The sequence below is a fragment of the Leisingera sp. ANG59 genome (assembly GCF_013317235.1).
In the GTDB taxonomy this organism is placed as follows: Bacteria; Pseudomonadota; Alphaproteobacteria; order Rhodobacterales; family Rhodobacteraceae; genus Leisingera.
This window is the reverse complement of the sequence record NZ_WLCM01000008.1, coordinates 35,139-58,675: the sequence shown is the minus strand read 5'-3', so window position 1 is coordinate 58,675 and position 23,537 is coordinate 35,139. Positions and strand designations below refer to the sequence as shown.

The 23,537-nt window shown below is 63.0% G+C and carries 24 protein-coding genes; 8 read left to right on the top strand and 16 right to left on the bottom strand.

The window, feature by feature from the left end; translation table 11 throughout:
* The first annotated feature begins 262 nt into the window (after positions 1 to 262).
* The gene (locus tag GKC28_RS09570) at positions 263 to 511 is read left to right on the top strand and encodes a hypothetical protein (RefSeq protein ID WP_174146678.1); all 249 of its coding nucleotides are present in this window, start codon (positions 263 to 265) and stop codon (positions 509 to 511) included.
* 83 nt (positions 512 to 594) lie between these two features.
* Here the strand turns inward: GKC28_RS09570 and GKC28_RS09565 are convergent, their stop codons facing one another.
* Complete coding sequence (locus GKC28_RS09565) at positions 595 to 1,599, bottom strand: DUF4105 domain-containing protein (RefSeq protein WP_174146677.1); 1,005 nt, start codon at positions 1,597 to 1,599, stop codon at positions 595 to 597.
* Positions 1,600 to 1,732: 133 nt separating this feature from the next.
* Here GKC28_RS09565 and GKC28_RS09560 point away from each other — a divergent pair, with 133 nt between their 5' ends.
* The 4 genes from GKC28_RS09560 (at position 1,733) to GKC28_RS09545 (ending at position 4,779) form a co-directional block, all read left to right on the top strand.
* Positions 1,733 to 2,482 carry a carboxylesterase gene (locus tag GKC28_RS09560; RefSeq protein WP_174146676.1) on the top strand — a complete coding sequence of 250 codons (750 nt, stop codon included), beginning with the start codon at positions 1,733 to 1,735 and terminating at the stop codon, positions 2,480 to 2,482.
* Positions 2,482 to 3,471 carry a carboxylesterase gene (locus tag GKC28_RS09555; protein WP_174146675.1) on the top strand — a complete coding sequence of 330 codons (990 nt, stop codon included), beginning with the start codon at positions 2,482 to 2,484 and terminating at the stop codon, positions 3,469 to 3,471. The genes GKC28_RS09560 and GKC28_RS09555 overlap by 1 nt, the downstream gene beginning before the upstream one ends.
* Entirely contained in the window at positions 3,471 to 3,896 is a 426-nt protein-coding gene (locus tag GKC28_RS09550; RefSeq protein ID WP_174146674.1) for a VOC family protein, read from the top strand. Before GKC28_RS09555 ends, GKC28_RS09550 begins: the two co-directional genes overlap by 1 nt.
* 121 nt (positions 3,897 to 4,017) lie before the next feature.
* Positions 4,018 to 4,779: an alpha/beta fold hydrolase gene (locus GKC28_RS09545; RefSeq protein WP_174146673.1), complete on the top strand. Its 762-nt coding sequence runs from the start codon at positions 4,018 to 4,020 to the stop codon at positions 4,777 to 4,779.
* On the opposite strand, the gene GKC28_RS09540 is transcribed toward GKC28_RS09545, so the two are convergent.
* Entirely contained in the window at positions 4,770 to 5,342 is a 573-nt protein-coding gene (locus GKC28_RS09540; RefSeq protein WP_174146672.1) for a DUF6151 family protein, read from the bottom strand. The genes GKC28_RS09545 and GKC28_RS09540 overlap by 10 nt on opposite strands.
* A 4-nt stretch (positions 5,343 to 5,346) precedes the next feature.
* On the bottom strand, positions 5,347 to 6,624 hold the full coding sequence (gene phaZ / locus GKC28_RS09535; RefSeq protein WP_174146671.1) for a polyhydroxyalkanoate depolymerase: 1,278 nt from the start codon (positions 6,622 to 6,624) through the stop codon (positions 5,347 to 5,349).
* Between the two features lie 133 nt (positions 6,625 to 6,757).
* On the opposite strand from phaZ, the gene phaC reads away from it, so the two are divergent.
* Positions 6,758 to 8,560: an alpha/beta hydrolase gene (gene phaC / locus GKC28_RS09530; protein WP_174146670.1), complete on the top strand. Its 1,803-nt coding sequence runs from the start codon at positions 6,758 to 6,760 to the stop codon at positions 8,558 to 8,560.
* A 132-nt stretch (positions 8,561 to 8,692) separates the two neighbouring features.
* Positions 8,693 to 9,142 (top strand): phasin family protein, encoded by a 450-nt coding sequence (locus tag GKC28_RS09525; RefSeq protein ID WP_039190717.1) that lies wholly within the window; start codon positions 8,693 to 8,695, stop codon positions 9,140 to 9,142.
* Positions 9,143 to 9,237: 95 nt separating this feature from the next.
* On the opposite strand, the gene GKC28_RS09520 is transcribed toward GKC28_RS09525, so the two are convergent.
* Positions 9,238 to 10,986, bottom strand: coding sequence for an adenylate/guanylate cyclase domain-containing protein (locus GKC28_RS09520; protein WP_174146669.1), 1,749 nt, complete (start codon positions 10,984 to 10,986; stop codon positions 9,238 to 9,240).
* 113 nt (positions 10,987 to 11,099) lie between these two features.
* A complete protein-coding gene (locus tag GKC28_RS09515) occupies positions 11,100 to 11,969 on the bottom strand; it encodes an NAD-dependent epimerase/dehydratase family protein (RefSeq protein WP_174146668.1) in 870 nt (289 codons plus the stop codon).
* Between the two features lie 196 nt (positions 11,970 to 12,165).
* Between GKC28_RS09515 and phaR the strand changes: the two genes are divergently transcribed.
* The gene (phaR, locus tag GKC28_RS09510) at positions 12,166 to 12,723 is read left to right on the top strand and encodes a polyhydroxyalkanoate synthesis repressor PhaR (RefSeq protein ID WP_174146667.1); all 558 of its coding nucleotides are present in this window, start codon (positions 12,166 to 12,168) and stop codon (positions 12,721 to 12,723) included.
* A gap of 99 nt (positions 12,724 to 12,822) precedes the next feature.
* Here the strand turns inward: phaR and GKC28_RS09505 are convergent, their stop codons facing one another.
* The 11 genes from GKC28_RS09505 to GKC28_RS09455 form a co-directional block, all read right to left on the bottom strand.
* Positions 12,823 to 13,017 (bottom strand): hypothetical protein, encoded by a 195-nt coding sequence (locus GKC28_RS09505; RefSeq protein WP_065266616.1) that lies wholly within the window; start codon positions 13,015 to 13,017, stop codon positions 12,823 to 12,825.
* A 53-nt stretch (positions 13,018 to 13,070) separates the two neighbouring features.
* Positions 13,071 to 13,580: a hypothetical protein gene (locus GKC28_RS09500; RefSeq protein WP_174146666.1), complete on the bottom strand. Its 510-nt coding sequence runs from the start codon at positions 13,578 to 13,580 to the stop codon at positions 13,071 to 13,073.
* Positions 13,581 to 13,686: 106 nt separating this feature from the next.
* Entirely contained in the window at positions 13,687 to 14,892 is a 1,206-nt protein-coding gene (locus tag GKC28_RS09495; RefSeq protein WP_174146665.1) for a DegT/DnrJ/EryC1/StrS aminotransferase family protein, read from the bottom strand.
* Positions 14,893 to 15,040: 148 nt separating this feature from the next.
* Positions 15,041 to 16,351 (bottom strand): FAD-binding oxidoreductase, encoded by a 1,311-nt coding sequence (locus tag GKC28_RS09490; protein ID WP_174146664.1) that lies wholly within the window; start codon positions 16,349 to 16,351, stop codon positions 15,041 to 15,043.
* Positions 16,352 to 16,457: 106 nt separating this feature from the next.
* On the bottom strand, positions 16,458 to 17,816 hold the full coding sequence (locus GKC28_RS09485; RefSeq protein WP_174146663.1) for a glutamine synthetase family protein: 1,359 nt from the start codon (positions 17,814 to 17,816) through the stop codon (positions 16,458 to 16,460).
* Positions 17,816 to 18,496: a type 1 glutamine amidotransferase gene (locus GKC28_RS09480; RefSeq protein WP_174146662.1), complete on the bottom strand. Its 681-nt coding sequence runs from the start codon at positions 18,494 to 18,496 to the stop codon at positions 17,816 to 17,818. Before GKC28_RS09480 ends, GKC28_RS09485 begins: the two co-directional genes overlap by 1 nt.
* Before the next feature lie 85 nt (positions 18,497 to 18,581).
* On the bottom strand, positions 18,582 to 19,901 hold the full coding sequence (locus GKC28_RS09475) for a glutamine synthetase family protein (protein ID WP_174146661.1): 1,320 nt from the start codon (positions 19,899 to 19,901) through the stop codon (positions 18,582 to 18,584).
* 194 nt (positions 19,902 to 20,095) lie between these two features.
* Complete coding sequence (locus GKC28_RS09470) at positions 20,096 to 20,902, bottom strand: ABC transporter permease (RefSeq protein ID WP_174146660.1); 807 nt, start codon at positions 20,900 to 20,902, stop codon at positions 20,096 to 20,098.
* Positions 20,899 to 21,783: an ABC transporter permease gene (locus GKC28_RS09465; RefSeq protein WP_174146659.1), complete on the bottom strand. Its 885-nt coding sequence runs from the start codon at positions 21,781 to 21,783 to the stop codon at positions 20,899 to 20,901. The genes GKC28_RS09470 and GKC28_RS09465 overlap by 4 nt, the downstream gene beginning before the upstream one ends.
* Positions 21,784 to 21,894: 111 nt before the next feature.
* The gene (locus GKC28_RS09460) at positions 21,895 to 22,602 is read right to left on the bottom strand and encodes a transporter substrate-binding domain-containing protein (RefSeq protein ID WP_174146658.1); all 708 of its coding nucleotides are present in this window, start codon (positions 22,600 to 22,602) and stop codon (positions 21,895 to 21,897) included.
* Between the two features lie 38 nt (positions 22,603 to 22,640).
* Positions 22,641 to 23,420: an ABC transporter ATP-binding protein gene (locus GKC28_RS09455; protein ID WP_174146657.1), complete on the bottom strand. Its 780-nt coding sequence runs from the start codon at positions 23,418 to 23,420 to the stop codon at positions 22,641 to 22,643.
* Between the last annotated feature and the right edge of the window lie 117 nt (positions 23,421 to 23,537).

Genomic DNA, 23,537 nt, shown 5'->3' with positions numbered 1-23,537 from the left:
CGGTTTGGCGCCCACAGAACGCCCGGTTGCGGGTATGTGTTTGGTCCGCGCGTTTTGCGGCCAGCAAGGAGCAGTGTCAAGGCGGCTTTGCATGTGATTGTAATTGCGCAGGAAAATCCGATTGTGTGCCTGCGCATGCGATTGCACATATTTGTATACCACTAAGCAATTGAAAAATAACAATAAAAATGGTTGCCATGGATGGGAATCCGGGGCAGGGTGGCCGAAACCTGAGACCCAAGGACATACCAGGAGTGTTCCGATGACCCGCCCGAACCCGAACTTTGACCTGACGGTTGAAGATGTGGATCTGATTGAAACCGCGCTGTGCCAGTCGCAAAAGATCCTGTCGCATCGCCATCTGTCTTATGAGCATGGCGCGCAGATCGAAGGCGGGGCAAATGCGGAGAAGGCGGTGCAGACCGGGGAGACGCTGAGCCGGATCCGGAACTTGCTGGGCCGTTTGCAGATGCAGAAGGCCGACGGGACACCGGCTGCCGGCCTTTCCTGACCGGGCAGAAATTGGCAGGCGGGCGAGGGGCCCTCCCCTCGCGCTCCCCGGGATATTCCCGGCCGGATGAAAAGGATCCGGGACTATTGGGCCGGTGACGGCACGCCTTCTCGGATCATTGCGGAGTAGTCCGGTGTCACGCCATGCGCCTGTGCAATCGGGGTGATGCTGCCAAGCGCGCGCAATTCGCCCACGCTGCGGCTCTGGTCCAGCACGCCCTGTTCCCAGGCAAATTCCGGCAGATAGCCGTTGGCCAGCACCCGCCAGTCCAGCGGCACCTCATCCGCGAAACTGCGGATCAGGTCCATCACCACGGTGGTGCAATTGGTGGTCAGTGAATTGTACCACTCGGGCCGGGCCGCCAGTCTGTTGGCGGTCTCGACATATTTCAGCAGCAGTTCCCGGCCGGTGTCGGGGCTGACACCGATGCGGAACAGCTGCACGTCCTCGCCGCGGGCGTTGGTGCGGGTGCCGACCACATCGCGCTCATCCGCGGCGACCAGGACCAGGGTGTTGGACTTGAACAGATCGGCAATCGGGGAGAAACCACCGCCCAGCTGGCGCCGAACCTCGACCGACCAGGCGATATGTTCGCCGCCTTCAAAGCCGAAGCTGACGATCATGTGCGCCATCTGCGGCCCGGCCCAGTAGGACAGGAACAGGTCGGTGGATTGGAGCTTGGTCAGGTCGTAGCTGCGGCTTTCCCAGTTTTCGGTGAAGTCTTCCGGCGTTTCCCAGGCGAAATTGCGCACGTCCCTAAGGGTGAGGAAGTCGCCCTCGACCTGGCCGGTCACCTGGCGGGCCACGTCGGGTGCCCAGTCGCGGTCCGCGGGCGGGGTGAGGGTGGACCACCACAGGATGACCGCGGCCAGGGCCAGGGTGAAGGTTGTCAGCGCGCGCAAGGCCCGGCGGCGGAACAGTCCGGCGCTGACTGCAAGGCCCAGAAGGGCAAAGCTGCCGGCCAGGGCACTGCGCCCCAGCGCCTCGAACGGCAGCCGGTACCACAGGGCGAGCACGGCCCAGGCCGTGGCCAACGCCACCGCGAGAATGGCGGCGCCTGTGAAAATGCCCTTGATGAGTCTGAACATGCCCCGGGTCCTTCAAAAAAATTTTCGCGGACCATAAGGAAGCCGGCGGGGGTGTTGCAAGCAGGCAGTGCTGCCGCTTGCGGGGCGGGCGGAGCCGTGCCACATCTTGGGAAAAGCACAGGAGAGCAAAGACATGCCAGCCGCATCTTACCTTGAGACCGCCCAGGGCCGCCGGATTGCCTATCACAAAAGCGAGGGGCAGGGGCCGTGCGTGGTGTTCCTGGGCGGGCTGAAGTCGGACATGGAGGGCACCAAGGCGGTGCATCTGGAGGCTTGGGCCAAGGCGCGAGGCCAGGCGTTTCTGCGGTTCGACTATTCCGGCCACGGCGAAAGCTCCGGCACCTTCGAGGAAGGCTGCATCGGCGACTGGCATGAGGACACGCTGGAGGCGGTGGCGCAGCTGACCGAAGGGGAGATCGTGCCGGTGGGGTCGTCCATGGGCGGCTGGCAGGCATTGCTGCTGGCGCGGGAGATGCCGGAGCGGATCAAGGGCCTGGTGACCATCGCCGCGGCGCCGGATTTCACCGAGGACGGCTATTGGGCCAATTTCTCGGACGTGCAGAAGGCGGAGCTGGAAGCCAAAGGCTATGTGGAGCTGCCGAGCGATTACATGGAGCCCTACCATATCTCCAAGCGGATGATCGAGGACGGGCGCAAGCGGCTGGTGCTGCGCACGCCGCTGTTCCTGCCCTTCAAGGTGCGCTGCCTGCAGGGGACGGCGGATACGGCGGTGTCCACGGAGACCGCGCTGCGGCTGATGGACCATGCGACCTGCCCGGACATGCGGCTGAACCTGGTGAAAGATGCCGATCACCGGTTTTCGGATGAGGCCTGCCTGATGATGATCGAAGACGCGGTGCTGGACGTTCTGGGCGGCGCCTGATGCGCAGGTTCGGACGCGCCCTGGGGTGGGGTCTGCTGGCGCTGGCGGTGCCGGTGGCGGCGCTGTGGACCTTTGGCCCCTATGAAGATGTGGACCTGAGCGCCAGCTTTGACACTCGCAAGTTCGGCGGAGGTGTGCAGGTCTACTTCGAGAGCGTCGAGGGCCGGTTTAACGACATTACTCCGGGTGCAGAGAAGCGTGTGGTCTGGGCGGGGCAGGCGGAGGCGCGGACGGCGGTTTCCGTCCTTTATATCCACGGCTTTTCCGCGACCTCCGAAGAAATCCGCCCGGTGCCGGACCGGGTGGCGCAGGCCCTGCGGGCCAACCTGGTCTTTACCCGGCTGACCGGCCACGGGCGCACTGGCGCGGCGATGCTGGAGGGCTCGCCCAAGGCCTGGATGCAGGATACTGCTGAGGCGCTGGCGGCGGCGGCGCAGGTGGGGGAGCGGGTTGTGGTGATCGCCAATTCCACCGGTGCCACCCTGGCCACGGTGGCGGCGCTGGATCCGGACCTGGCGCAGGCCATCGATGCGATGGTGCTGATGTCGCCGAACTACGGGCTGAACACTACTTTTGCACCGCTGCTGACCTGGCCTGCCGCGCGCTACTGGCTGCCGCCGTTGGCCGGGCAGGAGATAGAGCTGCCGGTGCGCAGCGAGGCCTATGGCCGGTTCTGGACCACGCGATACCCGTCGCTGGCCGTGCTGCCGATGGCGGCGTTGCTGAAAACGGTCCGCGGAATGGATTTCAGCAAAGGAAATGTTCCGGTATTGTTCTGGTATTCGGAGGGCGATAAGGTGGTGCGGCCGGACATCACCGACGAGGTCGCCGCGGCATGGGGTGGCCCGGTGGCGGCGAACCTGGTGCCGCCGGGGTCTGCGGACGATATTCATGGCCATGTTCTGGCCGGAGATATCGTCTCCCCCGGCCAGACGCAGGCAACGGTGGACAGCATATTAAAGTGGTTGAAAACACAAGGATTTGAATGATGGAACAAAGGGTGAGCCTGATTACGCTGGGCGTGCCGGACATGGCGAAGGCCGCGGCTTTTTATGAGGCCCTGGGCTGGATACGGGCAGACAGCCCCGATGGGGTGATTGCCTTCGACCTGATTTCGCAGACGCTTGGCCTCTATCCGCTGGCGGCGCTGGCAGAGGATATCGGCCTGCCCGCAGACGCCCTGGGAACCGGTGCCATGACGCTGAGCCACAACACCCGGACCAAGGAAGAGGTGGCGGAACTGCTGGCCGCGGCCGAGGCCGCCGGGGCAGAGGTGCTGAAGCCTGCGCAGGATGTGTTCTGGGGCGGCCATCACGGCTATTTCCGCAGCCCGGACGGGCATGTCTGGGAGATCGCCTTCAACCCGTTTTCGCCGCTGGCAGAGGACGGCGCGTTCCGCTGGAACGGCTACTGAGCGTGGCGCGGCGGCGGCAGCTTCTCCGTAAATTGCCGCCACCGGAAGGTTTTTCTTGATCCAGGAGTTTGCCGTCCGCAGAATTGAAAAACGGGTGGGAGGCAAACCGCGAGGGCAGGACATGCCTTATGATCAGCAACCGTGCCGCGAACCCCTGGTTCTGCTGCCGGGCATGATGTGCGACGGTCGGATATTTTACGCTCAGGTCAGGACGTTTTCCGGCAGCATGCCGGTGATGGTGCTGCCGCTGGCAGGCGGCGACACGGTGGAGAAGATCGCCGCCCGGATGCTGAGCCATCTGCCGCCGCGCTTTGCCCTGGCGGGGTTCTCGATGGGCGGCATCCTGGCGATGGAACTGATGCGCCGGGCGCCGGAGCGGATCAGCCGCCTGTGCATCATCGGGGCCGGCCCGCTGGCCGACACTCCGGACCAAGCCGCCGGCCGGGAGCCGCAGATCGTCGCGGCGCGCGCCGGGCGGCTGGAGGACGTGCTGCGCGAGACGCTGCCGATGGAAGCGCTCGCACCCGGCCCCTTGCGGCTGGAGGTGCACAAGCTGTTCTGCCGGATGGGGATGGAACTGGGGCCGGAGATGTATGTGGCGCAGGCGCGTGCCCTGCAGCGGCGGCCGGATCAGCAGGCGACGATGCGGCGGGTGCATGTGCCCACTCTGGTTCTGGGCGGTGAGCATGACACGATCGTGCCGCCGGCAAAGCTGGACCTGCTGGCGCAGCTGATTCCTGAGGCGCGGCTGGCAATCTTGCCGGATGCCGGGCATTTTCCCGTGCTGGAGCAGCCGGACGCAGTGAACCGGGCGCTGCTGCACTGGCTGGCAGCGCCTGCTGCTGAACATGCTCCTTCGCCTGCGCTGTGCGCTCAGGGGTAAAGCCGGGCGCGCTCGGCTTTGCTGATCAGATGAGGCTCCGCCACCGGCTTGCCGGTTTCAGGATCAAAGAACGGGGTGTCCTTCCAGCGGCCTGACAGCCGCGCGGTGATCATCCGGCTGACGATGCCCCAGGCCATGGCGCCGCCGCCCTTGGTGCGGGCTTGCTTGCCCGGGGCGGGGATGAAGGCCCTGGCGCGGATCTTGCCCAGGGCGGATTTGTCCTGAAACAGATCGGAGCGCATCCCGGCAAAGGGCAGGCCGGGCTTGGCTAGCGTATTGGCGAACGGGGTGCCGCAGCAGGATGCGTACCAGCGCAACGGGCCGCGGGGGCCGAGGCGGAGCGCCTTCAGGTGCTCGGCGCCCTGGGTGATGGTGATGGCATCGGGCGACAGCTGGAACAGGTCGACCGGATCGGGCGCCGGGTCGGGCTGGCCGTGGTAGAGCTCATTGGCGCGGCAGTCCTTGCAATGGCAGACGACACGTGTGCCGGTCTTGATGCCTTGCACGGCAACTTCGCCGCGCAAGGCCCCGCAATTGCAGGAAAACGCCAGCCCGTCCGCCATGCGGTCAGGCAGCCGTGTTTTTGTTGGCGGGCTTGCGGGCCGCCGGGGTGCGGCGGCTGTTGGCGTTCATGAAGTCGATCACCAGCGGCCGGATATTGTTGCGCCAGCTGCGGCCCGCAAAGATGCCGTAGTGACCGGCGCCGGGCTCCACATGGCTGGCCTTCTTCTCTTCCGGCAGGCCGGTGCAGAGATCCAGCGCGGCGATGCATTGGCCGGGGGCAGAGATGTCATCCTTGGCGCCTTCGACGGTTTTGACCGCCACGTCGGTGATCTTCGAGAAGTCGACCTTGTGGCCGTTCACGACGAACTCGTTGCGGGCGATCTCGCGCTTCTTGAAGATGCGTTCCACCGTGGACAGGTAGAATTCCGCGGTCATATCCATCACCGCTAGGTATTCATCATAGAAGCGATTGTGGGCATCGTGATCCGAGGCTTCGCCGCGGGAGACCCGCTGGATCTGGTCCATGAAGGCCTTGGAGTGGCGTTCGCCGTTCATCGACATGAAAGAAGCGAGCTGCAGCAGGCCCGGGTAGACCTTGCGGCCCACACCGGGATACTTGAAGCCGACACGCTGGATCATGGTTTCCTCCAGCTGGCCCATGGTGACGCGGCGGCCGAAGTCGGTGACTTCGGTCGGGGTGGCGTCGGGGTCCACCGGGCCGCCGATGAGGGTCAGCGAGGAGGGCTGCGCCTTGGGATCCTGCTCCGCCAGATAGGCGGTGGCGGCCAGCGTCAGCGGCACCGGCTGGCAGACCGCGACAACATGGGTGTCGGGTCCCAGCTCGCGCATGAAATCCACGAGGTAGAGCGTGTAGTCCTCGACGTCGAATTTCCCTGCGGAAACAGGAATGTCGCGGGCGTTGTGCCAGTCCGTCACATAGACTTCACAGTTCACCAGCAAGCTCTTGACGGTAGAGCGGAGAAGGGTGGCGTAATGGCCGGACATCGGGGCAACCAGCAGCACCTTGCGCGGCTGCTCCTCGCGTCCGTTGACCTTGAAATGGATGAGGTCGCCGAATGGGCGCTCCACCACCGTGGTGATGTCCACCAGGTGGTCCTTGCCGTCCTCGCAGGTGAAGGTGCGGATGCCCCAGGCCGGTTTTACCACCATGCGCTGGTAAGTACGTTCCGTCACTTCGCCCCAGGCGGCCATCCAGCTGAGCGCAGGATTTGGCAAGGCGGAAAAGACCGGGTAAGATGCCATGGAGAGGGCGGTGGCACCCAACCATTGGTTGGTGTTCCGGACGGTCTCCATCAGGTCGTAGGTCATCATGTATCGCATGCGCGTCTCCTTCGGGCTCTGCCCCAGCGTCAACGGACCATCACTTCCGGAACATTGGACCAATCGCCGCTTTGCCCTGAAAATTGCAGAAGAGTATTCTGCATAGCAGAAAGCCTATGAGGGATTCTTTTATATGACAACTAGTGACGAATTATCCGCAGCACCCAATTCCGAGAGCATTGAAAAGCTTAAGGAAAACATGACCCGTGTGGAGGAGCTGAGCAAGCGTCTGGCCGATGTCATGTCCCGGAAGGTGCCGCACAACCCGGCTTTGGACGGTCCGAATCAAGAGCTTTATGCGCGCGCAGCAACCGCCTATTGGGCGGAGGCGATGCAGAACCCGGCCAAGATCCTGGAGCAACAGGTCGAATACTGGAGCAAGTCTGTGCTGAATTTCGCCGAAGCGCAGAAAGCCCTGGCTGGAAAACAGGAGAGCACGGATGACGGCGGCCCGAAGGACCGCCGTTTTTCGAATCCGCTGTGGGAGACCAGCCCCTACTTCAACTTCGTGAAGCAGCAGTACATGACCAACGCCGATGCGATCCGCAAGGCGGTGCATGAGGCGGTGGACCTGGACCGCAGGGACAAGCAGCGGCTGACCTACTTTGCCGATCAGATCATCGAGATGATGGCGCCGACCAACTTCCTGCCAACCAATCCGGACGCGCTGGAGAAGGCGGTGGAGACCGAAGGCCAGTCGCTGATCGACGGGCTGGAGAACCTGGTTACCGATCTGGAGGCCAACAACGGTGAGCTGGTGGTGCGGCTGGCGGATGAGAGCGCCTTTGAGCTAGGCGGCAACATCGCCACCACGCCGGGCGACGTGGTCTACCGCAACCGGATGATGGAGCTGATCCAATATAAGCCGGTGACGGACACAGTGCATGAAACCCCGATTGTGCTGTTCCCGCCCTGGATCAACAAGTTCTACATTCTCGACCTGAAGGCGCAGAACAGCCTGATCAAATGGGTGACCGAGCAGGGCTACACCCTGTTTGTGGTGTCCTGGGTCAATGCCGATGCCAGCCACGCGGATGTGGGGATGGAGGACTACATCCAGGAAGGTTTCCTGACCGCGATCGAGACCGCCAAGGAGATCTGCAAGGTGAAGCAGGTCAATGCGGTCGGCTATTGCATCGCCGGCACCACACTCAGCTTGACCCTGTCGCTTTTGAAACAGCGCGGCGACAAGTCGGTGAAGTCGGCCACCTTCTTTACCACGCTGACGGATTTCGGCGACCAGGGCGAGTTCACGCCGTTCCTGCAGAACGATTTCGTCGACGGGATCGAGGCGCAGGTGGAAGAGGAGGGGCTGCTGCGGTCCTGGGTGATTGCGCGGACCATGTCATTCCTGCGCTCCAAGGACCTGATTTATGGCCCCGCCGTCAAAAGCTACATGATGGGCGAGACGCCGCCGGCCTTCGATCTGCTCTACTGGAACGGCGACGGCGCCAACCTGCCGGGCCGGATGGCGGTGCAGTATCTGCGCGGCCTGTGCCAGAACAACGAGTTTGTCGGCGACGGGTTCGAGCTGATGGGCCATAAGCTGCATATTAAGGAAGTGGATGTGCCGCTGATGGCGATCACCTGCGAGACCGATCACATTGCCCGCTGGAAGGATTGCTATCACGGCGTGCAGCAGATGGGCTCGCGCAGCAAGAGCTTCATCGTGTCGGAGTCCGGCCACATCGCCGGCATCGTCAACCCGCCGAGCAAGAAGAAGTACGGCCATTACACCAACGATGACCTCAAGGGCGACTGCGAGGCCTGGATGGAGGGCGCAGAATACCACGAGGGTTCCTGGTGGCCGCGCTGGAACGACTGGCTGAAGAAGCGCTCCGGCAAGCAGGTTCCCGCCCGCGAGGTGGGGGATTCGGGCTATCCCTCTTTGATGCCGGCGCCCGGATCCTATGTGAAGGTGAAGGCAAACCGTTGATTTTGCAAGTGCAGAAAGAATTTTTCTGCACCGCAGCAGAAAACCCTTGAAATGCTGCGGTGCAGAAAGCATATTCCTCTCATGCTAAGAGCGCAGGATGGTCCTGCTGCAGCTTTCTGAGGAATTAGAACTATGGCAAAGACCCAAGACTTCACCGCGATGATGAAAGACTTCATGGGCGCCTTCCCGGTCGACACCAAAGCGATGGAAGACGCATTCAAGAACACCGCAGCCCTGAACGAGAAGCTGTCCGCCGTTGCGCTGGACGCTGCCGGCAAATCCGCCGAGATCTCCAACAAGTGGACCAAAGAAACCATCGCCAAGCTGGGCGACGTTTCCAAAGTCAAGGCAGAGCCGGCCGACTACGCCAAAGCCGCAACCGACTTCGCGTCCGCTTCCGCTGAAGTGGCTGCCGAAAACATGGCTGCCTTCGCCGAAGTGGCAAAGAAAGTCCAGATGGACACCGTTGAGCTGCTGATGGCTGCTGGCAAAGACGCAACCGAAGAAGCAACCGCTGCCGTGAAAAAGGCCACCGAAGAGGTGACCTCCGCAGCGAAGAAAGCTTCGGCAGCTGCCAAGTAAGAACGTCCACGATCCGGCCCTCGCTCTCCTCCCTGACGGAGCCGGACCGTGAAGAAGGGCAGGCCGCAAGGCCTGTCCTTTTGCATTTCGGGAGGTCAGTCCGGCAGCCCGGCGAGGCGCAAACCGTCGCAGTAATGCTCCAGGTCTTCCGCTTTTGCGAAGGGCAGCGTGCCGCGGATGCGGTTGACTGAAAATCCGGGTTCCAGCTGCAGAATGCGCTCGCATTCCTGGGCTGCGGCAGATCGGTCGCCCAGCTGGCCGTAGCAGGCCGCCAGGTGGCGGCGCGGCGCGGGGAAACCCGGAAACAGCCCGACCGCCTTGTTCACCTCTGAAATGCCGGGCTTGTATTCCCGGCACATGTACAGCGCCAGGCCTTTGAACCAATGGAAATATGTTGGATGGAACGGGTTGCGTGCGGTGGCCTCCTCAAGCTCGGCAAGCGCTTTTTCCGGCTTGCCCTGATAGATCATGGCCAAGCCGCGAAAGGCCATGGCGTCTGTGTCATTCGGGTTGAGCGCCAGAGCGCGCTGGAAATGATCCTCTGCCAGGGAATACTCGCCCTTGAACAGATGCATGACTGCCAGGCGGCGCTGCGCCACGCTGTCCAAGGGGTCGATGCGGGCGGCGCGGCGCAGCAGCGGGAAGGCCCGGTCCAGGGTTTCGGCAGGCGACTTGCCCCAGCCGCTCATCCATTCCACCAAGTAAGTCAGCGCCAGACCTGAACAGGCAGTGGCGTTACCAGGGTCGGCGTCGCTGGCCTGCTGGTACAGGCTGCGGCATTGGAACAGCGCGTCGCGAGTGTCCAGGATCAGTGCCTTTGCTTTCAGGACAAGTTCCCTCGCGGTCATCGGAGCGCCGCTTGCGGATATCGCGGCCGCTTTCCGTTTTGCAGTGGCTTGCAGCTGTCCCGCCAGGGTTTGCGTGATCTGCCGGGCCAGAGCGTCCTGCTGGCCAATGCCGGCGTCGGCCTCCAGATGGAATTGTTCGCTGAGCAGCGTAGTGCCGCTGATCCCATCGGCCAGAGTGATGGCGACCCGTAGTCTGTCCGGCAAATGCCGTACAGTGCCTTCGGCCAGGTAGCGTACACCCAGTTCAACCGCGGCCAGGGAAGTCTCCGAGGCGCTGCTGGCATAGCGCAGCGCGGTCGTTCGGGATATCACCCGCAGGTCGCGAAAGCGGGAGAGGCCGATGGTGATGTCCTCGGTCAGCGATTCCGCCAGGTTGCTTGCGCTGTCCGCATCGGCAGGTTTGCCGGTGAAAGGCAGAACCGCAATGGAGATTTCGTAGGCCGGGCCTTCAGGATCCAGCTGCGGCATGGTGTTTTCAGCAATGCGGAAAATCCGCACAGGATCGGAAATGTTGCGGATGACCTGCAGGCCCAGGTCGTCGAAGGCGGCATTGATCCGCCCCCGGACCTGTTCCTGCACGGTGCCTGAGACACAGATTTCGCCAGGCCCGGCCAGGCTTTCAAGCCGGGCAGCAATGTTGACGCAGTTTCCGAACAGGTCGTCTCCGGATGAGATCACACTTCCCGTGTGGATGCCCATGCGTAATGCCAGACGCTTATGGTCCGGGCTGGCCGCCTGGCCTGTTGCCCTCCGGGATATCAGCAGGGCAGCTTTCACAGCCTGCAAGGAGGAGGGAAATTCCAGAAGAAAACCGTCCCCCAGTGTTTTGACAAGCTGGCCCGAATACTGACGCGCTGCGGGCACGATGATCTGGTCGGCCAGTTTGCGCACGGCCGCAACGGCCTCGGATTCCCCTGTTTCCACAAGCGCGGAAAAACCGGCAACGTCAGCAATCAATATGGCAGCTTGTCTTTGTCTGTCCCCTTGGTCAGCCATTCTCCTGCACCACAGACTCAAAGACCTAGCCTGTATTATATCATATTGAGGATTTTTTAGTGGTTTTATGGGGTGGGAAAGCGCGCCCTTTTTCAGCGGTTTATGACTTTCCTTCAGAACTGCGCATCGCGGAAGCTGGCATATTGCGGCTGCCAGCCGGTCAGGCGGCGCAGTTTGGAGGAGCCCATCTGCTGGTCCAATACAGGGCCTTCGGCCCAGGCGCCGTATTCGAACAGCACGTGCTTCAGGCTGCGCACCACATAGCCGCTGTCGTGGCCGTGGCGGCGGGCGATCTCGCCGGTGATCTCCGCCACCGACACGCCGTCCTGGGCGCTGGCGTTGAAATGGCCGGTGAGTTCCGGATTTTCCAGCAGCAGGCGGTAGGCGCGGGCCAGGTCATCACGCTGGATCAGCGGCCAGCGGGTAGAGATGCTGCCCCAGATCTCGAACGGCTGCCCGTTGCGGGCGGCGTCGAGGTAGCTTGAAAACGCGCCGCCCCCGGCGTGGTAGACCATCGCCGGGTGGATCACCGCGGCTGAGACGGCGGGCGAGGACAGAACCGTGCGGGCGTTCCTCTCCATCCAGGCAAAGGGTTTGATCGGCCGCATCGGGCTGGCCTCATCCGCGATGCGGCTGCCGGTCGCGCCATAGAGCCAGCAGCCGCCGGTGTAGATCATCCGCAGCGGCTCCGGGCGCAGGGCGGCTTGCTGCAGGATGGCGGCAATGGCCGTGGTATCGGCCTCGGCCATGTCATCATCGAAGGTTGCGGCGAGCTGGATCAGCCCGTCCGCGCGGGCCGCTTCGCGGATCCAGGCGCCGGGGCTGCGCAGATCGCCGCGCAGGGTGCGGGCGCCCATCGCTTCCAGCTTGCGGTCCGAAGCCTGCGACCGGCTGAGGCCGGTGACGCCGTGGCCGTGGCGGATAAGTTCTTGGGTGACTGCGGTGCCGATGGAGCCGGTTCCGCCCAGGATCAGGATGTTCATAGCTGTGTGCTCCCGCTCTAAAATTCTGGTGCGGGGGTACTGATAAAAGCTCAAGCCAGGTTCAGGTCAAGCGCTTTCGATGCAGATGCAGCAGGGCTGTACAGAACAATTGTTGCGGAAAACACGCCAAGGCTTCCCTTTTGTTCTGCAGTGGCATAGGCTTCGCTGCAATGCGTCATGACCGGGGAGGGAACACATGGCAGAACAGGACAAACCCTTGCTGATCAAACGGTATGCGAGCCGGCGGCTCTATAACACCGAGACCAGCGATTATGTAACGCTGGAGGATATCGCCGGGTTCATCCGGGAAGGCCGCGAAGTGCAGATCGTCGACCTGAAGACCGGTGACGACCTGACCCGCCAGTATCTGCTGCAGATTATTGCCGAGCATGAGAGTCGCGGCGAGAACGTGCTGCCTGTCAATGTGCTGAACGACCTGGTGCGCAGCTACATGGTGCCGGGCGGCGGGGTGATGCCGCAGTTCCTGCAGACCTCCTTTGACATGCTGCGCGAGAGCCAGTCGAAGATGATGGAGAACATGAACGCCATGAACCCGATGTCCAAGATGCCTGGGTTCGAGGCGATGAAGGCGCAACAGGAAGCGTTCCTGAAGGCGATGACCGGCGGGTTCGGTGCCGGCGGATGGACCGGCGGCGCGGCTGACGAAGAGAAATCCGAAGGCAGCGGCGAGGATCTGGACGACATCAAGAAACAGCTGGCGGCGCTGCAGGAAAAACTGTCGAAGATGAAGTGACGCGCAGCGCCCGGCGCTGACAGCAGTACTTACAGATAAGCCCCCTGTCCGGTTCGGCGGGGGCTTTTTAATGCGCGGTCAGTTAGTTGCGTGTGCGGATCAGGACCCGGCCTCGACCTTCAGCACGTTGTGCAGGCGGTGATAGGGGGCGTTTTTCACGATTTTGTCCAAATCTTTTGCCGCCGGTTGCGGACGCGCGCGCATGAAAAGATAGGCGCTGGCGCCAAAGGAAAGGGCGCAGGCGCCAATGATCGTGCTGACGATGACAGTCTCAAGTCCCATGGCTTCGAACATGTGGTTCTCCGGTTGTGCTGCCAATATAGGGGAAGAAAGCTGAAAATTCCATATCACTTCCCGTCTTGCTTAAGTTTGCCTGCCTCGAGCACGTGGCGGGCCAGCGAGTCGGCGCTTTCCCGGTCTTGCGCGCGGCGGCGCATTTTCCCCCGCCCGCCGATCCTGGAGGCGGTGGCGAAAATGAAGCCTGAAAAGGACAGTAGTGTGAGGCCAAAGGCCAGCCCGCCGGTGACGGTGCCGGCAATGGCTGCGCCAAAGCTCGCCAGCAGCGCGCCTGCGGCCAGCCGCTGCGCCCATTGGCCGATGACTTGGTCTGCGTCTCTGGCCTGCGCCTCAGCCCCGGCGGCTTCCGTGGCAAAGGCGATCAGCAGGTCGGCTACGGCCAGCCCGCAGTCCGGGTCGTTCGACGCCCGGAGGGCAGCGAGCAGCGCGGCCCGCTCCGCTCGGCCGGACACAACCGCGCCAATGATCTGGCTCAGTTCGTCCTCGGGGACGGCATCCCCCATGCTCAGGGAATTTGCCATGGCAACCAGCGCGGTGGCCGGGCGCCGTTTGAATTTCATCGGGCCTTTCATGGGCGGCAACGTGGACGGCACAAGCCTGGATTGCAATCATGAAAAAGCCCCGGCGCAGGGCCAGGGCGATAACGCGCTAAAGCGCCAGTGGTCCTCAGGCAGCTGCCCTGCCCATGGTTTCCTCGGCCGCGGCCAGCAGTATGTCCGCGATCACGTCCAGCTCCGCCCGGGTCAGGCGCACCGGCAGGCGCACGTCGCAGGCTTTCATCAGCATCGCGCGGGTCTGCGGCAGGTCGGGCTGATCGCGCAGGAACTGCCAGTTCCAGAAGGCGCGTGCGTTGTCGGTGGAGAGGCCGAAGACCTGCACCTTGACGCCCTTGACCTCAGCCGCGGCGGCAAAAGCACGGGTCTGCGCCTCGCTGAGATCCACCAGGTTGAACTGGATCGAATCCGGCGCCCGGCGTTCCGGGGCCAGCGGTGCCGGAACGTCAAAATAGGGCGAGGCGTTCAGCCGTTCGGCCACATAGTCGTGGTTGGCAAGCCCGTCTCGCACCCGGCGCGCCAGCTCCGGCAGCTGCGGGCGGATCACGGCGGCGGACAGGTTGCTCATCCGCAGGTTATACAGCGGCAGCTGGTTCTGCCACTTGGCAAAGGCCTGCTCCAGGTCCGGAGTGTTTTCCCCGTGCGGGCCCTTGTGCTTTTTCCAGTTGTGCTCATAGGCGCCGGACATAATCACGGCGCGGGCGATCAGGTCGGCGTCGTCGGTGATCAGGATGCCGCCTTCGCCGGCGTTGACCATCTTGTAGGACTGGAACGAGAAGCAGCCCACCTTGCCGATGGTGCCGATGTTCCGGCCGTGCCAGGTGGTGCCCAGCGAATGGGCCGCGTCTTCGACCACCGGGATGCCGCGGGCGTCGCACAGCGCCATGATCGCGTCCATGTCGGAGGTATGGCCGCGCATATGGCTGATGATCACAGCCTGCACGCTGTCCAGCTTGGCCTCGAAATCGTCCATGTCGATGCGGTAATTCTCGCCCACCTCGCACAGCACCGGCACGCAGTCTGCATGCACCACCGAAGAAGGCACTGCGGCAAAGGTGAAGGCCGGGATCAGAACCCGCGCGTCGCGGGGCAGGCCAAGCGCCTTCAGAGACAGGAACAGCGCCGCCGAGCAGGAAGAGACCGCCAGCGCGTATTTGCTGCCCAGGAGCGCCGCGTATTCCTGTTCCAGCAGCGTCACTGGCGCATCTTCCGGCGCTGTGTAGCGGAACAGGTCGCCCGATTGCATCAGGGCGTCGATGGCATCGCGGGCGGCTGCGGGGATGGGTTCAGCGTCATGAACGTTGGGCGGCAGGGCCATATTTCAAAATCCTGAATAGTTTCTTTGGGAAATTTAAAACTAAGTTTCCGGGATGCCAAGCCCGGGCGCGGCGGAATTTGCCGCGCCCGGCGAAATTTCACAGAACTGTTGCGGAGTTGCGCGGAAACCAGCCGGCCCGGCGGGGGCGTCAGACCCCCAGCCGGTCGCGCATGGCAAACCAGGTCATGGCCAGCACCAGAAGCGGAGAACGCATCCGCGGCCCGCCGGGGAAGCGCGGGGCGGGGACGCGGGCCATAGTATCAAACCCTTCGGCCTGCCCCTGAATGGCCTGCGCCATCAGCTGGCCCGCATGGGTGGCGGTGCCGACGCCGTGGCCGGAGTAGCCGGAGGCGGTCAGCACATTGGGCGCCAGCCGCGCCAGGTACGGCATCCGCTTCATGGTGATGCCCAGGGTGCCGCCCCAGGCGTAATCGATCTTCACGTCTTTCAAGTGCGGGAAGATCTCCGTCATCGGCTTGCGCACGGTGGCGGAGATGTCTGCCGGGAACCGGTAGCCATAGCTTTCGCCGCCACCGAACAGCAGCCGCTTGTCGTGGCTGAGGCGGAAGTAGTTCACCACGAATTTGGTGTCCGCAACAGCAACGTCGCGGGTCAGCACCCGGGCGGCGTCCTCACCCAGCGGTTCGGTGGCCACAACGAAGTTGTTGATCGGCATCACCCGCGCAGCGACCTGGCCGTTCAGCCCGCCGAGGTAGCCGTTGCAGGCAAGGATCAGGTGATCCGCGGTGACGGTGCCGCCTGCAGTGCGGATACGCAGCCTGGCGCCTTCCTCAATATCCAGAACCTCGCTGCCCTCGTGGATTACGGTTCCGGCAGTGGCTGCTGCGCGGGCCAGGCCCAGCACATAGGCGAGCGGGTGAAGATGGCCCGCCCTCTTGTCCAAGGAACCCCCCACATAGGCCGGCGACGGGCAGAGGGCTTGCATTTGCTCCTCGTTCAGCGGTTCGATCTGGCTATAACCGTAACGGTTTTGAAGATGCTCGGCATAGGCATGCTCATGCGCTGTTTCGCCCTTGGAGAAACAGGCGTGGGCCAAGCCAAGCTTCAGGTGGCAGTCGATGGAATGGCGGGCGACCAGGCCCTTCACCAGGTCCTTGGCGCCTTCGGCCAGATCCCAGAGCTTGCGGGCATCATCGAGGCCGACCAGCTTTTCCAGCCCGTCCTGCTCCATCCGCTGGCCGCTGCCCAGCTGGCCGCCGTTGCGGCCAGAGGCGCCAAAGCCCACCCGCTGCGCTTCCAGCAGAACGACGGACAGGCCTGCCTCTGCCAGATGCAGGGCGGCAGACAGGCCCGTGTAGCCGCCGCCGACGATGCAGACGTCCGCCTTTACATCGCTTTTCAGCGCCGGAAACCGCTCCAGCGGTGCGGCGGTCGCCGCATACCAACTGTTTGGATACTCGCCCTTGCGGTCATTGGAATAGAGCAGGTTCATCGCCATCCCGCACCTCACCTGTTGGCGGGAGGCTCGCTCAGAGTCCCGCTGTTCTTCTTTGCCCAAGTACTCAATTGCACTGGCGCTGCACCGGGGCGCAGCGCCAGAGGCTTTAGACGTTCATCAGCAGATGTTCGCGCTCCCAGGGGGAGATAACCTGCAGGAACTCCTCATACTCCGCGCGCTTCACGATTGAGTAGACGCGGGCAAAGTCCGGGCCCAGCACCTCGTGCAGCTCCTTGGCCTCGTCAAACAGGTCCAGCGCCTGGCCCATCACCTGCGGGATATCGCCTTCGCCCTCATAGGCGTCGCCCTTGAACTGCTTGCGCGGGCGTTCCTCGTTGATCAGGCCGAGATAGCCGCAGGCCAGCGACAGAGCGATGCCCAGGTAGGGGTTGCAGTCCATGCCGGCGATGCGGTTCTCCACGCGCCGGGCCTCGGGTCCAGAAAGCGGCACGCGGATGCCGGTGGTGCGGTTGTCGCGCGCCCATTCCAGGTTGATCGGCGCGGCGTGGTCCTTCACGTAGCGGCGGTAGGAGTTCACATAGGGCGCCATCACAGCCAGACCGGCAGGCAGGTGGTTCTGCAAACCGGCGATGAAGTTGTAGAACGCATCCGTCTCGCCGCCCTGCGGGCCGGAGAAGATGTTCTGGCCGGTTTCCACATCCAGGATGGAATGGTGGATATGCATGGCCGAACCCGGCTCATCCTCGATCGGCTTGGCCATGAAGGTGGCAAAACAGTCGTGGCGCAGTGCCGCCTCGCGGATCAGGCGCTTGAAGTAGAACACCTCATCCGCCAGCTTGACCGGATCGCCGTGGCGCAGGTTGATCTCCAGCTGGCCGGCGCCGCCCTCCTGGGTGATGCCGTCGATCTCGAACCCCTGCGCTTCGGCAAAGTCGTAGATATCGTCGATGACGGGTCCGAACTCGTCCACCGCGGTCATCGAATAGGCCTGCCGCGCCGCTGCCGGGCGGCCGGAGCGGCCCATCATCGGCTCGATCTCCTTGGCCGGGTCGATGTTGCGGGCAACCAGGAAGAATTCCATCTCCGGCGCCACAACCGGTTTCCAGCCCTTGTCGCGGTACAGCTGCACCACGCGTTTCAGCACGTTGCGCGGGCTGTAGGGGATCGGCTGATCGTGCCGGTCATAGGCGTCGTGGATCACCTGCAGCGTCCAGTCGCCAGTCCAGGGCGCAGCCGTGGCCGTCGACATGTCCGGCTTCAGGGTCATGTCCTTTTCGATCCAGCCGTCCTCATCCGCGGCATCAGCCCAGTCCCCGGTGATGGTCTGGTAAAAGATGCTGTCGGGCAGATGAAAGTAATCGGTCTTTGCGAATTTCGATGCCGGTACCGCCTTGCCGCGGGCGATACCGGGAAGGTCCGAGATAACGCATTCGACTTCGTCGAGACGACGCCCCTCCAGATAGGCTTTTGCTGCTTCGGGAAGGGTGTCGAGCCAGGCTGACATTAGGTCCTCTCTTTCCTGTAAAATTCTGCGAGGAAGGTTGCGATCTCTTGGTTGTCCACGGGAGCGTCCAGCTGTTCGGCTGCACGGTCCAGCAGGTCGTCGGGCACCACGCCGCGGCCGCGTTTTTCAATCAGGCCGCCGACAAAGGCATTGGGGAATTCCGGGTGGGGCTGCCAGGAGATGATGTGGTCGCCATAGGCGAGGACGCCGTTCCGGCAGAAATCATTGCCGCCCAGCACCCGTGCGTCTTCGGGCAGCTTAACAATCTGGTCCTGATGCCAGGCGTTCAGGGTCAGATCCTTGCCGCCCACCTGATAGGTGACGGGACCCACTGCCCAGCCGCCTTCGAACTTCTCGACCTTGCCGCCGAGCGCCTGCGCGATGATCTGATGGCCGAAGCAGATCCCGGCCAGCGGCTGCTTGCGCGCATGGATGGCGCGGATCAGTTCCTCCAGCGGCGGGATCCAGGCGTGATCCTCATAGGCGCCGTGCTTGGAGCCGGTGATCAGCCAGGCGTCGGCGTCCTGAGGCCCGCCGGGCAGGATGCCGTCCACCACCGGCCAGGTCTGAAACTCAAACCCGTGGCCGTCCAGCATGTCGCGGAACATAGCGTCGTAGTCGCCGAACGGGCCGAACAGGTCTTCGGGGGAGTGGCCGGTTTGCAGGATGCCGATTTTCATGAGTCACCAAATTTGATCAAATTAAGCCTAGCCGAGGTTGCCTGAGCGGGCAAGAGCCTTGCCAGGCGCCTCGGGCAAAGCGGTTTTATACCGCTTCCAGCCAGGACAGCCAATGGCTCTCCTTGGGGCGCTCCGCAAAGCCTTTCAGCTCCTGCCGCTTGGTCATCACCAGGTTCCGGATGGCCAGATCGGGCAGAATGCGGGCGATCAGCGGGTCGGTGTCGAACCAGTTGATCGCGGTCTCCCAGTCGGAGGCCAGCTGCGGCAGGCCCTCGATCTCGTAGATGTTGCCGGCGGAGGGAGCGGGCGGCTGCATCCTTTCCTCAATCCCGGCCAAGGCCGCGCCCAGCACTGTGGCAAGCATCAGGTAGGGGTTGATGTCGCCGCCTGCGACCCGGTGTTCGATCCGCCGCGCCTTGGGGCTGCCGCCAGGGATGCGGATGGCGGCAGTGCGGTTTTCATAAGCCCAGGCGGCACTGACTGGCGCATGGGCGCCAGGCACCAGCCGGTCATAGGAATTGCCATGCGGCGCAAAGATCAGCGAGCTGGCAGGCATTGCTGCCAGACAGCCGGCCACCGCGTGCATCAGCAGGTCGGATCCCTTTTCGCTGCCGTCATCAAAGACGTTGTTTCCGTCCTGGTCTTCGACCGAAAAATGCACATGCATGCCGTTACCGGCATCTTCGGCATACGGCTTGGCCATGAAGGTCGCGGCAAATCCGTGTTTGCGCGCAAGCCCTTTGACCAAGGCCTTGAACAGCCATGCATCATCTGCGGCGCGCATGGCCTCCTGGTGGAGGAGGTTGATTTCGAACTGGCCGAGGCCGGCCTCTGAAATGGCGTCCTGGGCAGGGATGCCCATCGCCTCGGCGCCGTCGTAGAGATCGGAAAAGAACTCGTCAAAGGCGTCCAGTTCGGCGATCGACAGCACCGATTGCTGATCCAGTTCGCGCCCCGTGAGCGGATCGATCGGCGGCGCAGGGCGGGTGCCGCTGTCGTCCAGCAGGCTGAATTCCATCTCGGTGGCGGCAACCACAGTCCAGCCGCGCGCAGTGTAGCGCGACAGCACATCAGCCAGCACATGGCGGGGGTCGCCCAGGAAAGGGGAGCCATCCTCCCAGTACATCGCCATCGGCACCAGCGCCGAGGCAGTTTTGAGCCAGGGCATTGGCACCGGACCGCGTTCGGTGGGCAGCATCACGCCGTCGGCATCGCCGGTCTCAAAAACCAGTGGGCTGTCTTCGACGTCGCGGCCCCACAGATCAACGTTGAGGGCAGATACCGGCATCCGTGCGCCGCCGCTCTCCAGCTTGCCGGCCTGGCTCGCGGGCAGCCGCTTGCCGCGCATCTGGCCGTTCATGTCACAGGCAGCAATGCGGATTGTCTTCAGTCCGGGCAGGTCCATTTGAGGCTCCATAAGTGCGTTGCGCCAACCCTAGCCTAAGGAAATCCATTCGCCAAGATAATTTGATCAAAAGTTTGAGGTGGCGGCTGCGTGAGCGGTTTTCCGAGGGGGAGGGCCGGCACATCAGGCCAGGGCATGCTTTCTGGCGGTCTGCTCCCTCAACGAAAATGGCTCCCGAAGGAGCCATTCTGCCGTTAGCGGATCAGGTTCGGACGCCAGCGGAACTTCTTGCGCCGCTCCTGCGGCAAATGCCTGTTCAGCCGCCGGTTCACAAAGCCGAACAGGGAAATGATCACCAGCGTCAGCAGGATGAAGTAGAAGGCCAGGATCGGGTAGGGGACAAACGGGTTGAAGGTCTTGTCCGCGAAATAGCTGGCGTAATAGAGCGCATCGCCCTGCTGGCGCCACGCCGGAAAGCCGGAGAAGAAGACCAGCGTGGTGGCGTGGAAGAGGAAGATCGCCTCGTTGGTGTAGGCAGGCCAGGCCAGCCGCAGCATAGTCGGGAAAGTGATGCGGCGGAAGCGGTTCCAGCCGGTCATGCCATAGGCATCGGCGGCTTCGATGTCGCCTTTGGGGATCGACAGCAGCGCGCCATAGAAGATCTCACCCGAGTAGGCTGCGGTGTTGCAGAACAGCACGATCAGCGCCCCCAGCCAGGCGGAGGTGAACGGATCGAAGAAGCTGGACACGCCTTTCAGGCTGAGGAAACAGGCGTAAGCAAAGAAGAACTGGATGAACAGCGGGCTGCCGCGGAACACGAAGATGAACCACTCGGCCGGCTTGCGCCACAGCGGGTTGGTGCTGGATTTGCCCACCGCCAGCGCCACCGCCAGGAAGAAGCCGGTCATCAGCGCCAGCGCGCCGAAATAGACGTTCCAGATCAGGCCGGAGCCGATCAGGGTGAAATGCTCGCACAGGGTATATTCACCGCGCGGCAGCAGCCGTTCGCCAAAGCCGAGGGAGCGGAGGGCATAGGCCTGGATGGTTTCGACGCAACTCATGCCGCTGCCTTTCTTTGTGCTTCGCCACCCGCGGTGGCCTGGCCTTTGGTCAGGCGCTTCATGACCCGATCCAGCACCACTTCGGACACTTTGGTGAAACAGAGGTAGAACACCAGCAGCGCGGCAAAGTACCAGACATGCCAGTTCGGGTGCGGATAGTCGGTGAAGCGCGCGGTCTTAGTGCCGCCCAGTTCACGCGCCCAATAGACGATGTCCTCGACCCCCAGAAGGAACAGCAGCGGCGTGGACTTGATCAGCACCATCCACAGGTTCGACAGGCCGGGCAGCGCATAGACCCACATCTGCGGCACCAGGATGCGCCAGAACGCCTGGCGGTGGGTCATGCCATAGGCCTCGGCGGTTTCGATCTGGGCGCGCGGGACTGCCCGCATGGCGCCATAGAGGACGTTGGCGGCAAAAGCCCCGAAGACGATGGAGAAGGTCAGCACCGCCAGAAAGAAACCGTAGGTTTCATGCACCCACTGCGGCGAGGTCGAGAGCGGCAGCTTGGCCACGTCGCAGACCACAAAGTCGATACCCTGGCGGATCGGCTGATCCCAGTCCGGGCATTTCACCTTGTGGCGCATCCATTCAAACGCCTGATCGAGTGCGATGACGAAAAACAGGAAGAAAGCAATGTCCGGCACACCACGCACGATGCTGGTGTAGCCCTTGCCGAACCAGCGCAGCGGCAAGAATTTGGAGCGGGCGGCGCTGGCAGCACCGAAGCCGAACAGCAGTGCCACGGGGGCGGTGATCGCCAGCAGGGCCAGCACCACGAAGACCGAGATGTAGAGGTTCACATGCTTGCCGGTGGTCAGATAGCAGCTGAGCCAGCTCAGCCCCTCAAGCGTGGATGGGTCCGTGCAGTAGGAAAACATGTTTGAGCCTGTCTTTCTCCGGTCGTGCCCGGTGCAATTCGCACCGGAAGAGAATGAATGAGGCCCGCGCGCCGCAGCGGCGGGCCTGCTGGATCCTGATACAGGATCAGATTACCACTGGGAGGACACTTCCCACTTGGCAATCAGTTCGTTCAGCGAGCCGTCGTCTTTCATCGACTGGATGGCCGCGTCGAATTTGCCGCGCAGCTCGGCATCCGACTCGCGGAAGCCCATGCCAACGCCGCCGCCCAGGGATTCGGTTTTTTCCAGCATCACCAGATCGTCGCCGACCACGGTGTCGAGAAAGCTCTTGTCGGCCAGAACCGCGTCAGCTTCGCCGTTGCGCACGGCAGCGACGGTTTCTTCCGGGGTGGCGAATTCGACCAGGGTCCAGCCCTGCTCAGCGATGAAGGCCGCCTGGATGGTGGTGGCCTGGGCTGCGATCACGCCGCCTTCGAGGTCGACGTCAGCCGACTGCGCCACATAGGCCGAAGGATCCGGCGGCGTGTAGGGCTGGGTGAAGTCGATGACCTCGTCACGCTCGTCGGTGATCGACATCCCGGCGATGATGGTGTCGTAGTTGCCGGAGACCAGGTTCGGAATGATCGAATCCCAGTCGTTCTTGACCCACTCGCAGGTCAGCTCGGCGCGCTTGCACAGCTCATCGCCCAGTTCGCGCTCGAAGCCGTCGATCTCGCCGGCGTCGTTGACGAAGTTCCACGGCGCGTAGGCGCCCTCGGTGCCCAGACGCACGGTGTCCGCCAGGCCCATGCCCGCGGTCAGCGCCAGGGCGGCGGTGCCAAGGATCAGTGATTTCATCAGGTTACTCCCATTTTGGTTGGTTATTGATTTCATTATTATTGCTCGTGGCGGGTCGATGACAAGAACGCCCGCAGCCGTTCGGAGCGGGTGCCGCCAAAGACTTCGTCCGGGGTGCCCTCTTCTTCGATCAGGCCCTGGTGCAGGAAGACCACATGGCTGGACACATCGGCCGCCATTTTCATGTCGTGCGTCACGATCAGCATGGTGCGGCCTTCGGCGGCCAGATCCTTGATCACCTTGACCACTTCCTGCTCCAATTCAGGATCCAGCGCGGAGGTGGGTTCGTCGAACAGCAGCGCTTCCGGCTCCATGCACAGGCCGCGGGCAATGGCCGCGCGCTGCTGCTGGCCGCCGGACAGCTGTGCCGGGTAGACATCGCACTTGTCGCCGATGCCGACCTTGGTCAGGTAATAGCGGGCCTTCTCCTCGACCTCAGCCTTGTCGCGGCCCAGCACGGTGACCGGCGCCTCCATCACATTCTGCAGGATGGTCATATGGGCCCACAGGTTGAACTGCTGGAACACCATCGACAGATTGGTGCGGATGCGCAGCACCTGTTTGGCGTCTGCAGGGCGGCGCGCCAGCCCCTGGCCGGTCCAGGTGATCGGCTCGCCCTTGAATAGGATTTCCCCCTGCTGGCTGTCCTCCAGAAGGTTGCAGCAGCGCAGCAGCGTGGACTTGCCCGACCCCGAAGATCCGATCAGCGACACCACATCGCCCTTCTTGGCGGTGATGTCGACGCCTTTGATCACTTCCAGCTCGCCATAGGATTTATGCAGGCCGCGGATTTGCAGAACGGGCGTAGTATCGGTCAAGGTGTCTTTGTCCCTGTGAGTGGAAATTCGTTCTTATTGGACCGAAAAAAAGAACGAATGCAACGTTCAAACCGCATAAGCTGGCACCTCAGGCGTCAAAATGGCGGGGTAAGAGGC

Bases quoted from the DNA above. Each gene is read 5' to 3' on its own strand.
- GKC28_RS09460 (WP_174146658.1), bottom strand. From the start codon at position 22,602: ATGAAATCACTGATCCTTGGCACCGCCGCCCTGGCGCTGACCGCGGGC.
- GKC28_RS09545 (WP_174146673.1), top strand. From the start codon at position 4,018: ATGCCTTATGATCAGCAACCGTGCCGCGAACCCCTGGTTCTGCTGCCG.
- GKC28_RS09490 (WP_174146664.1), bottom strand. From the start codon at position 16,351: ATGGCGATGAACCTGCTCTATTCCAATGACCGCAAGGGCGAGTATCCA.
- GKC28_RS09465 (WP_174146659.1), bottom strand. From the start codon at position 21,783: ATGTTTTCCTACTGCACGGACCCATCCACGCTTGAGGGGCTGAGCTGG.
- GKC28_RS09495 (WP_174146665.1), bottom strand. From the start codon at position 14,892: ATGGCCCTGCCGCCCAACGTTCATGACGCTGAACCCATCCCCGCAGCC.
- GKC28_RS09570 (WP_174146678.1), top strand. From the start codon at position 263: ATGACCCGCCCGAACCCGAACTTTGACCTGACGGTTGAAGATGTGGAT.
- GKC28_RS09565 (WP_174146677.1), bottom strand. From the start codon at position 1,599: ATGTTCAGACTCATCAAGGGCATTTTCACAGGCGCCGCCATTCTCGCG.
- GKC28_RS09550 (WP_174146674.1), top strand. From the start codon at position 3,471: ATGGAACAAAGGGTGAGCCTGATTACGCTGGGCGTGCCGGACATGGCG.
- GKC28_RS09555 (WP_174146675.1), top strand. From the start codon at position 2,482: ATGCGCAGGTTCGGACGCGCCCTGGGGTGGGGTCTGCTGGCGCTGGCG.
- GKC28_RS09485 (WP_174146663.1), bottom strand. From the start codon at position 17,816: ATGTCAGCCTGGCTCGACACCCTTCCCGAAGCAGCAAAAGCCTATCTG.
- phaZ (WP_174146671.1), bottom strand. From the start codon at position 6,624: ATGCGATACATGATGACCTACGACCTGATGGAGACCGTCCGGAACACC.
- GKC28_RS09525 (WP_039190717.1), top strand. From the start codon at position 8,693: ATGGCAAAGACCCAAGACTTCACCGCGATGATGAAAGACTTCATGGGC.
- GKC28_RS09480 (WP_174146662.1), bottom strand. From the start codon at position 18,496: ATGAAAATCGGCATCCTGCAAACCGGCCACTCCCCCGAAGACCTGTTC.
- GKC28_RS09500 (WP_174146666.1), bottom strand. From the start codon at position 13,580: ATGAAATTCAAACGGCGCCCGGCCACCGCGCTGGTTGCCATGGCAAAT.
- GKC28_RS09470 (WP_174146660.1), bottom strand. From the start codon at position 20,902: ATGAGTTGCGTCGAAACCATCCAGGCCTATGCCCTCCGCTCCCTCGGC.
- GKC28_RS09540 (WP_174146672.1), bottom strand. From the start codon at position 5,342: ATGGCGGACGGGCTGGCGTTTTCCTGCAATTGCGGGGCCTTGCGCGGC.
- GKC28_RS09515 (WP_174146668.1), bottom strand. From the start codon at position 11,969: ATGAACATCCTGATCCTGGGCGGAACCGGCTCCATCGGCACCGCAGTC.
- GKC28_RS09560 (WP_174146676.1), top strand. From the start codon at position 1,733: ATGCCAGCCGCATCTTACCTTGAGACCGCCCAGGGCCGCCGGATTGCC.
- GKC28_RS09520 (WP_174146669.1), bottom strand. From the start codon at position 10,986: ATGGCTGACCAAGGGGACAGACAAAGACAAGCTGCCATATTGATTGCT.
- GKC28_RS09475 (WP_174146661.1), bottom strand. From the start codon at position 19,901: ATGGACCTGCCCGGACTGAAGACAATCCGCATTGCTGCCTGTGACATG.
- phaC (WP_174146670.1), top strand. From the start codon at position 6,758: ATGACAACTAGTGACGAATTATCCGCAGCACCCAATTCCGAGAGCATT.
- GKC28_RS09505 (WP_065266616.1), bottom strand. From the start codon at position 13,017: ATGTTCGAAGCCATGGGACTTGAGACTGTCATCGTCAGCACGATCATT.
- phaR (WP_174146667.1), top strand. From the start codon at position 12,166: ATGGCAGAACAGGACAAACCCTTGCTGATCAAACGGTATGCGAGCCGG.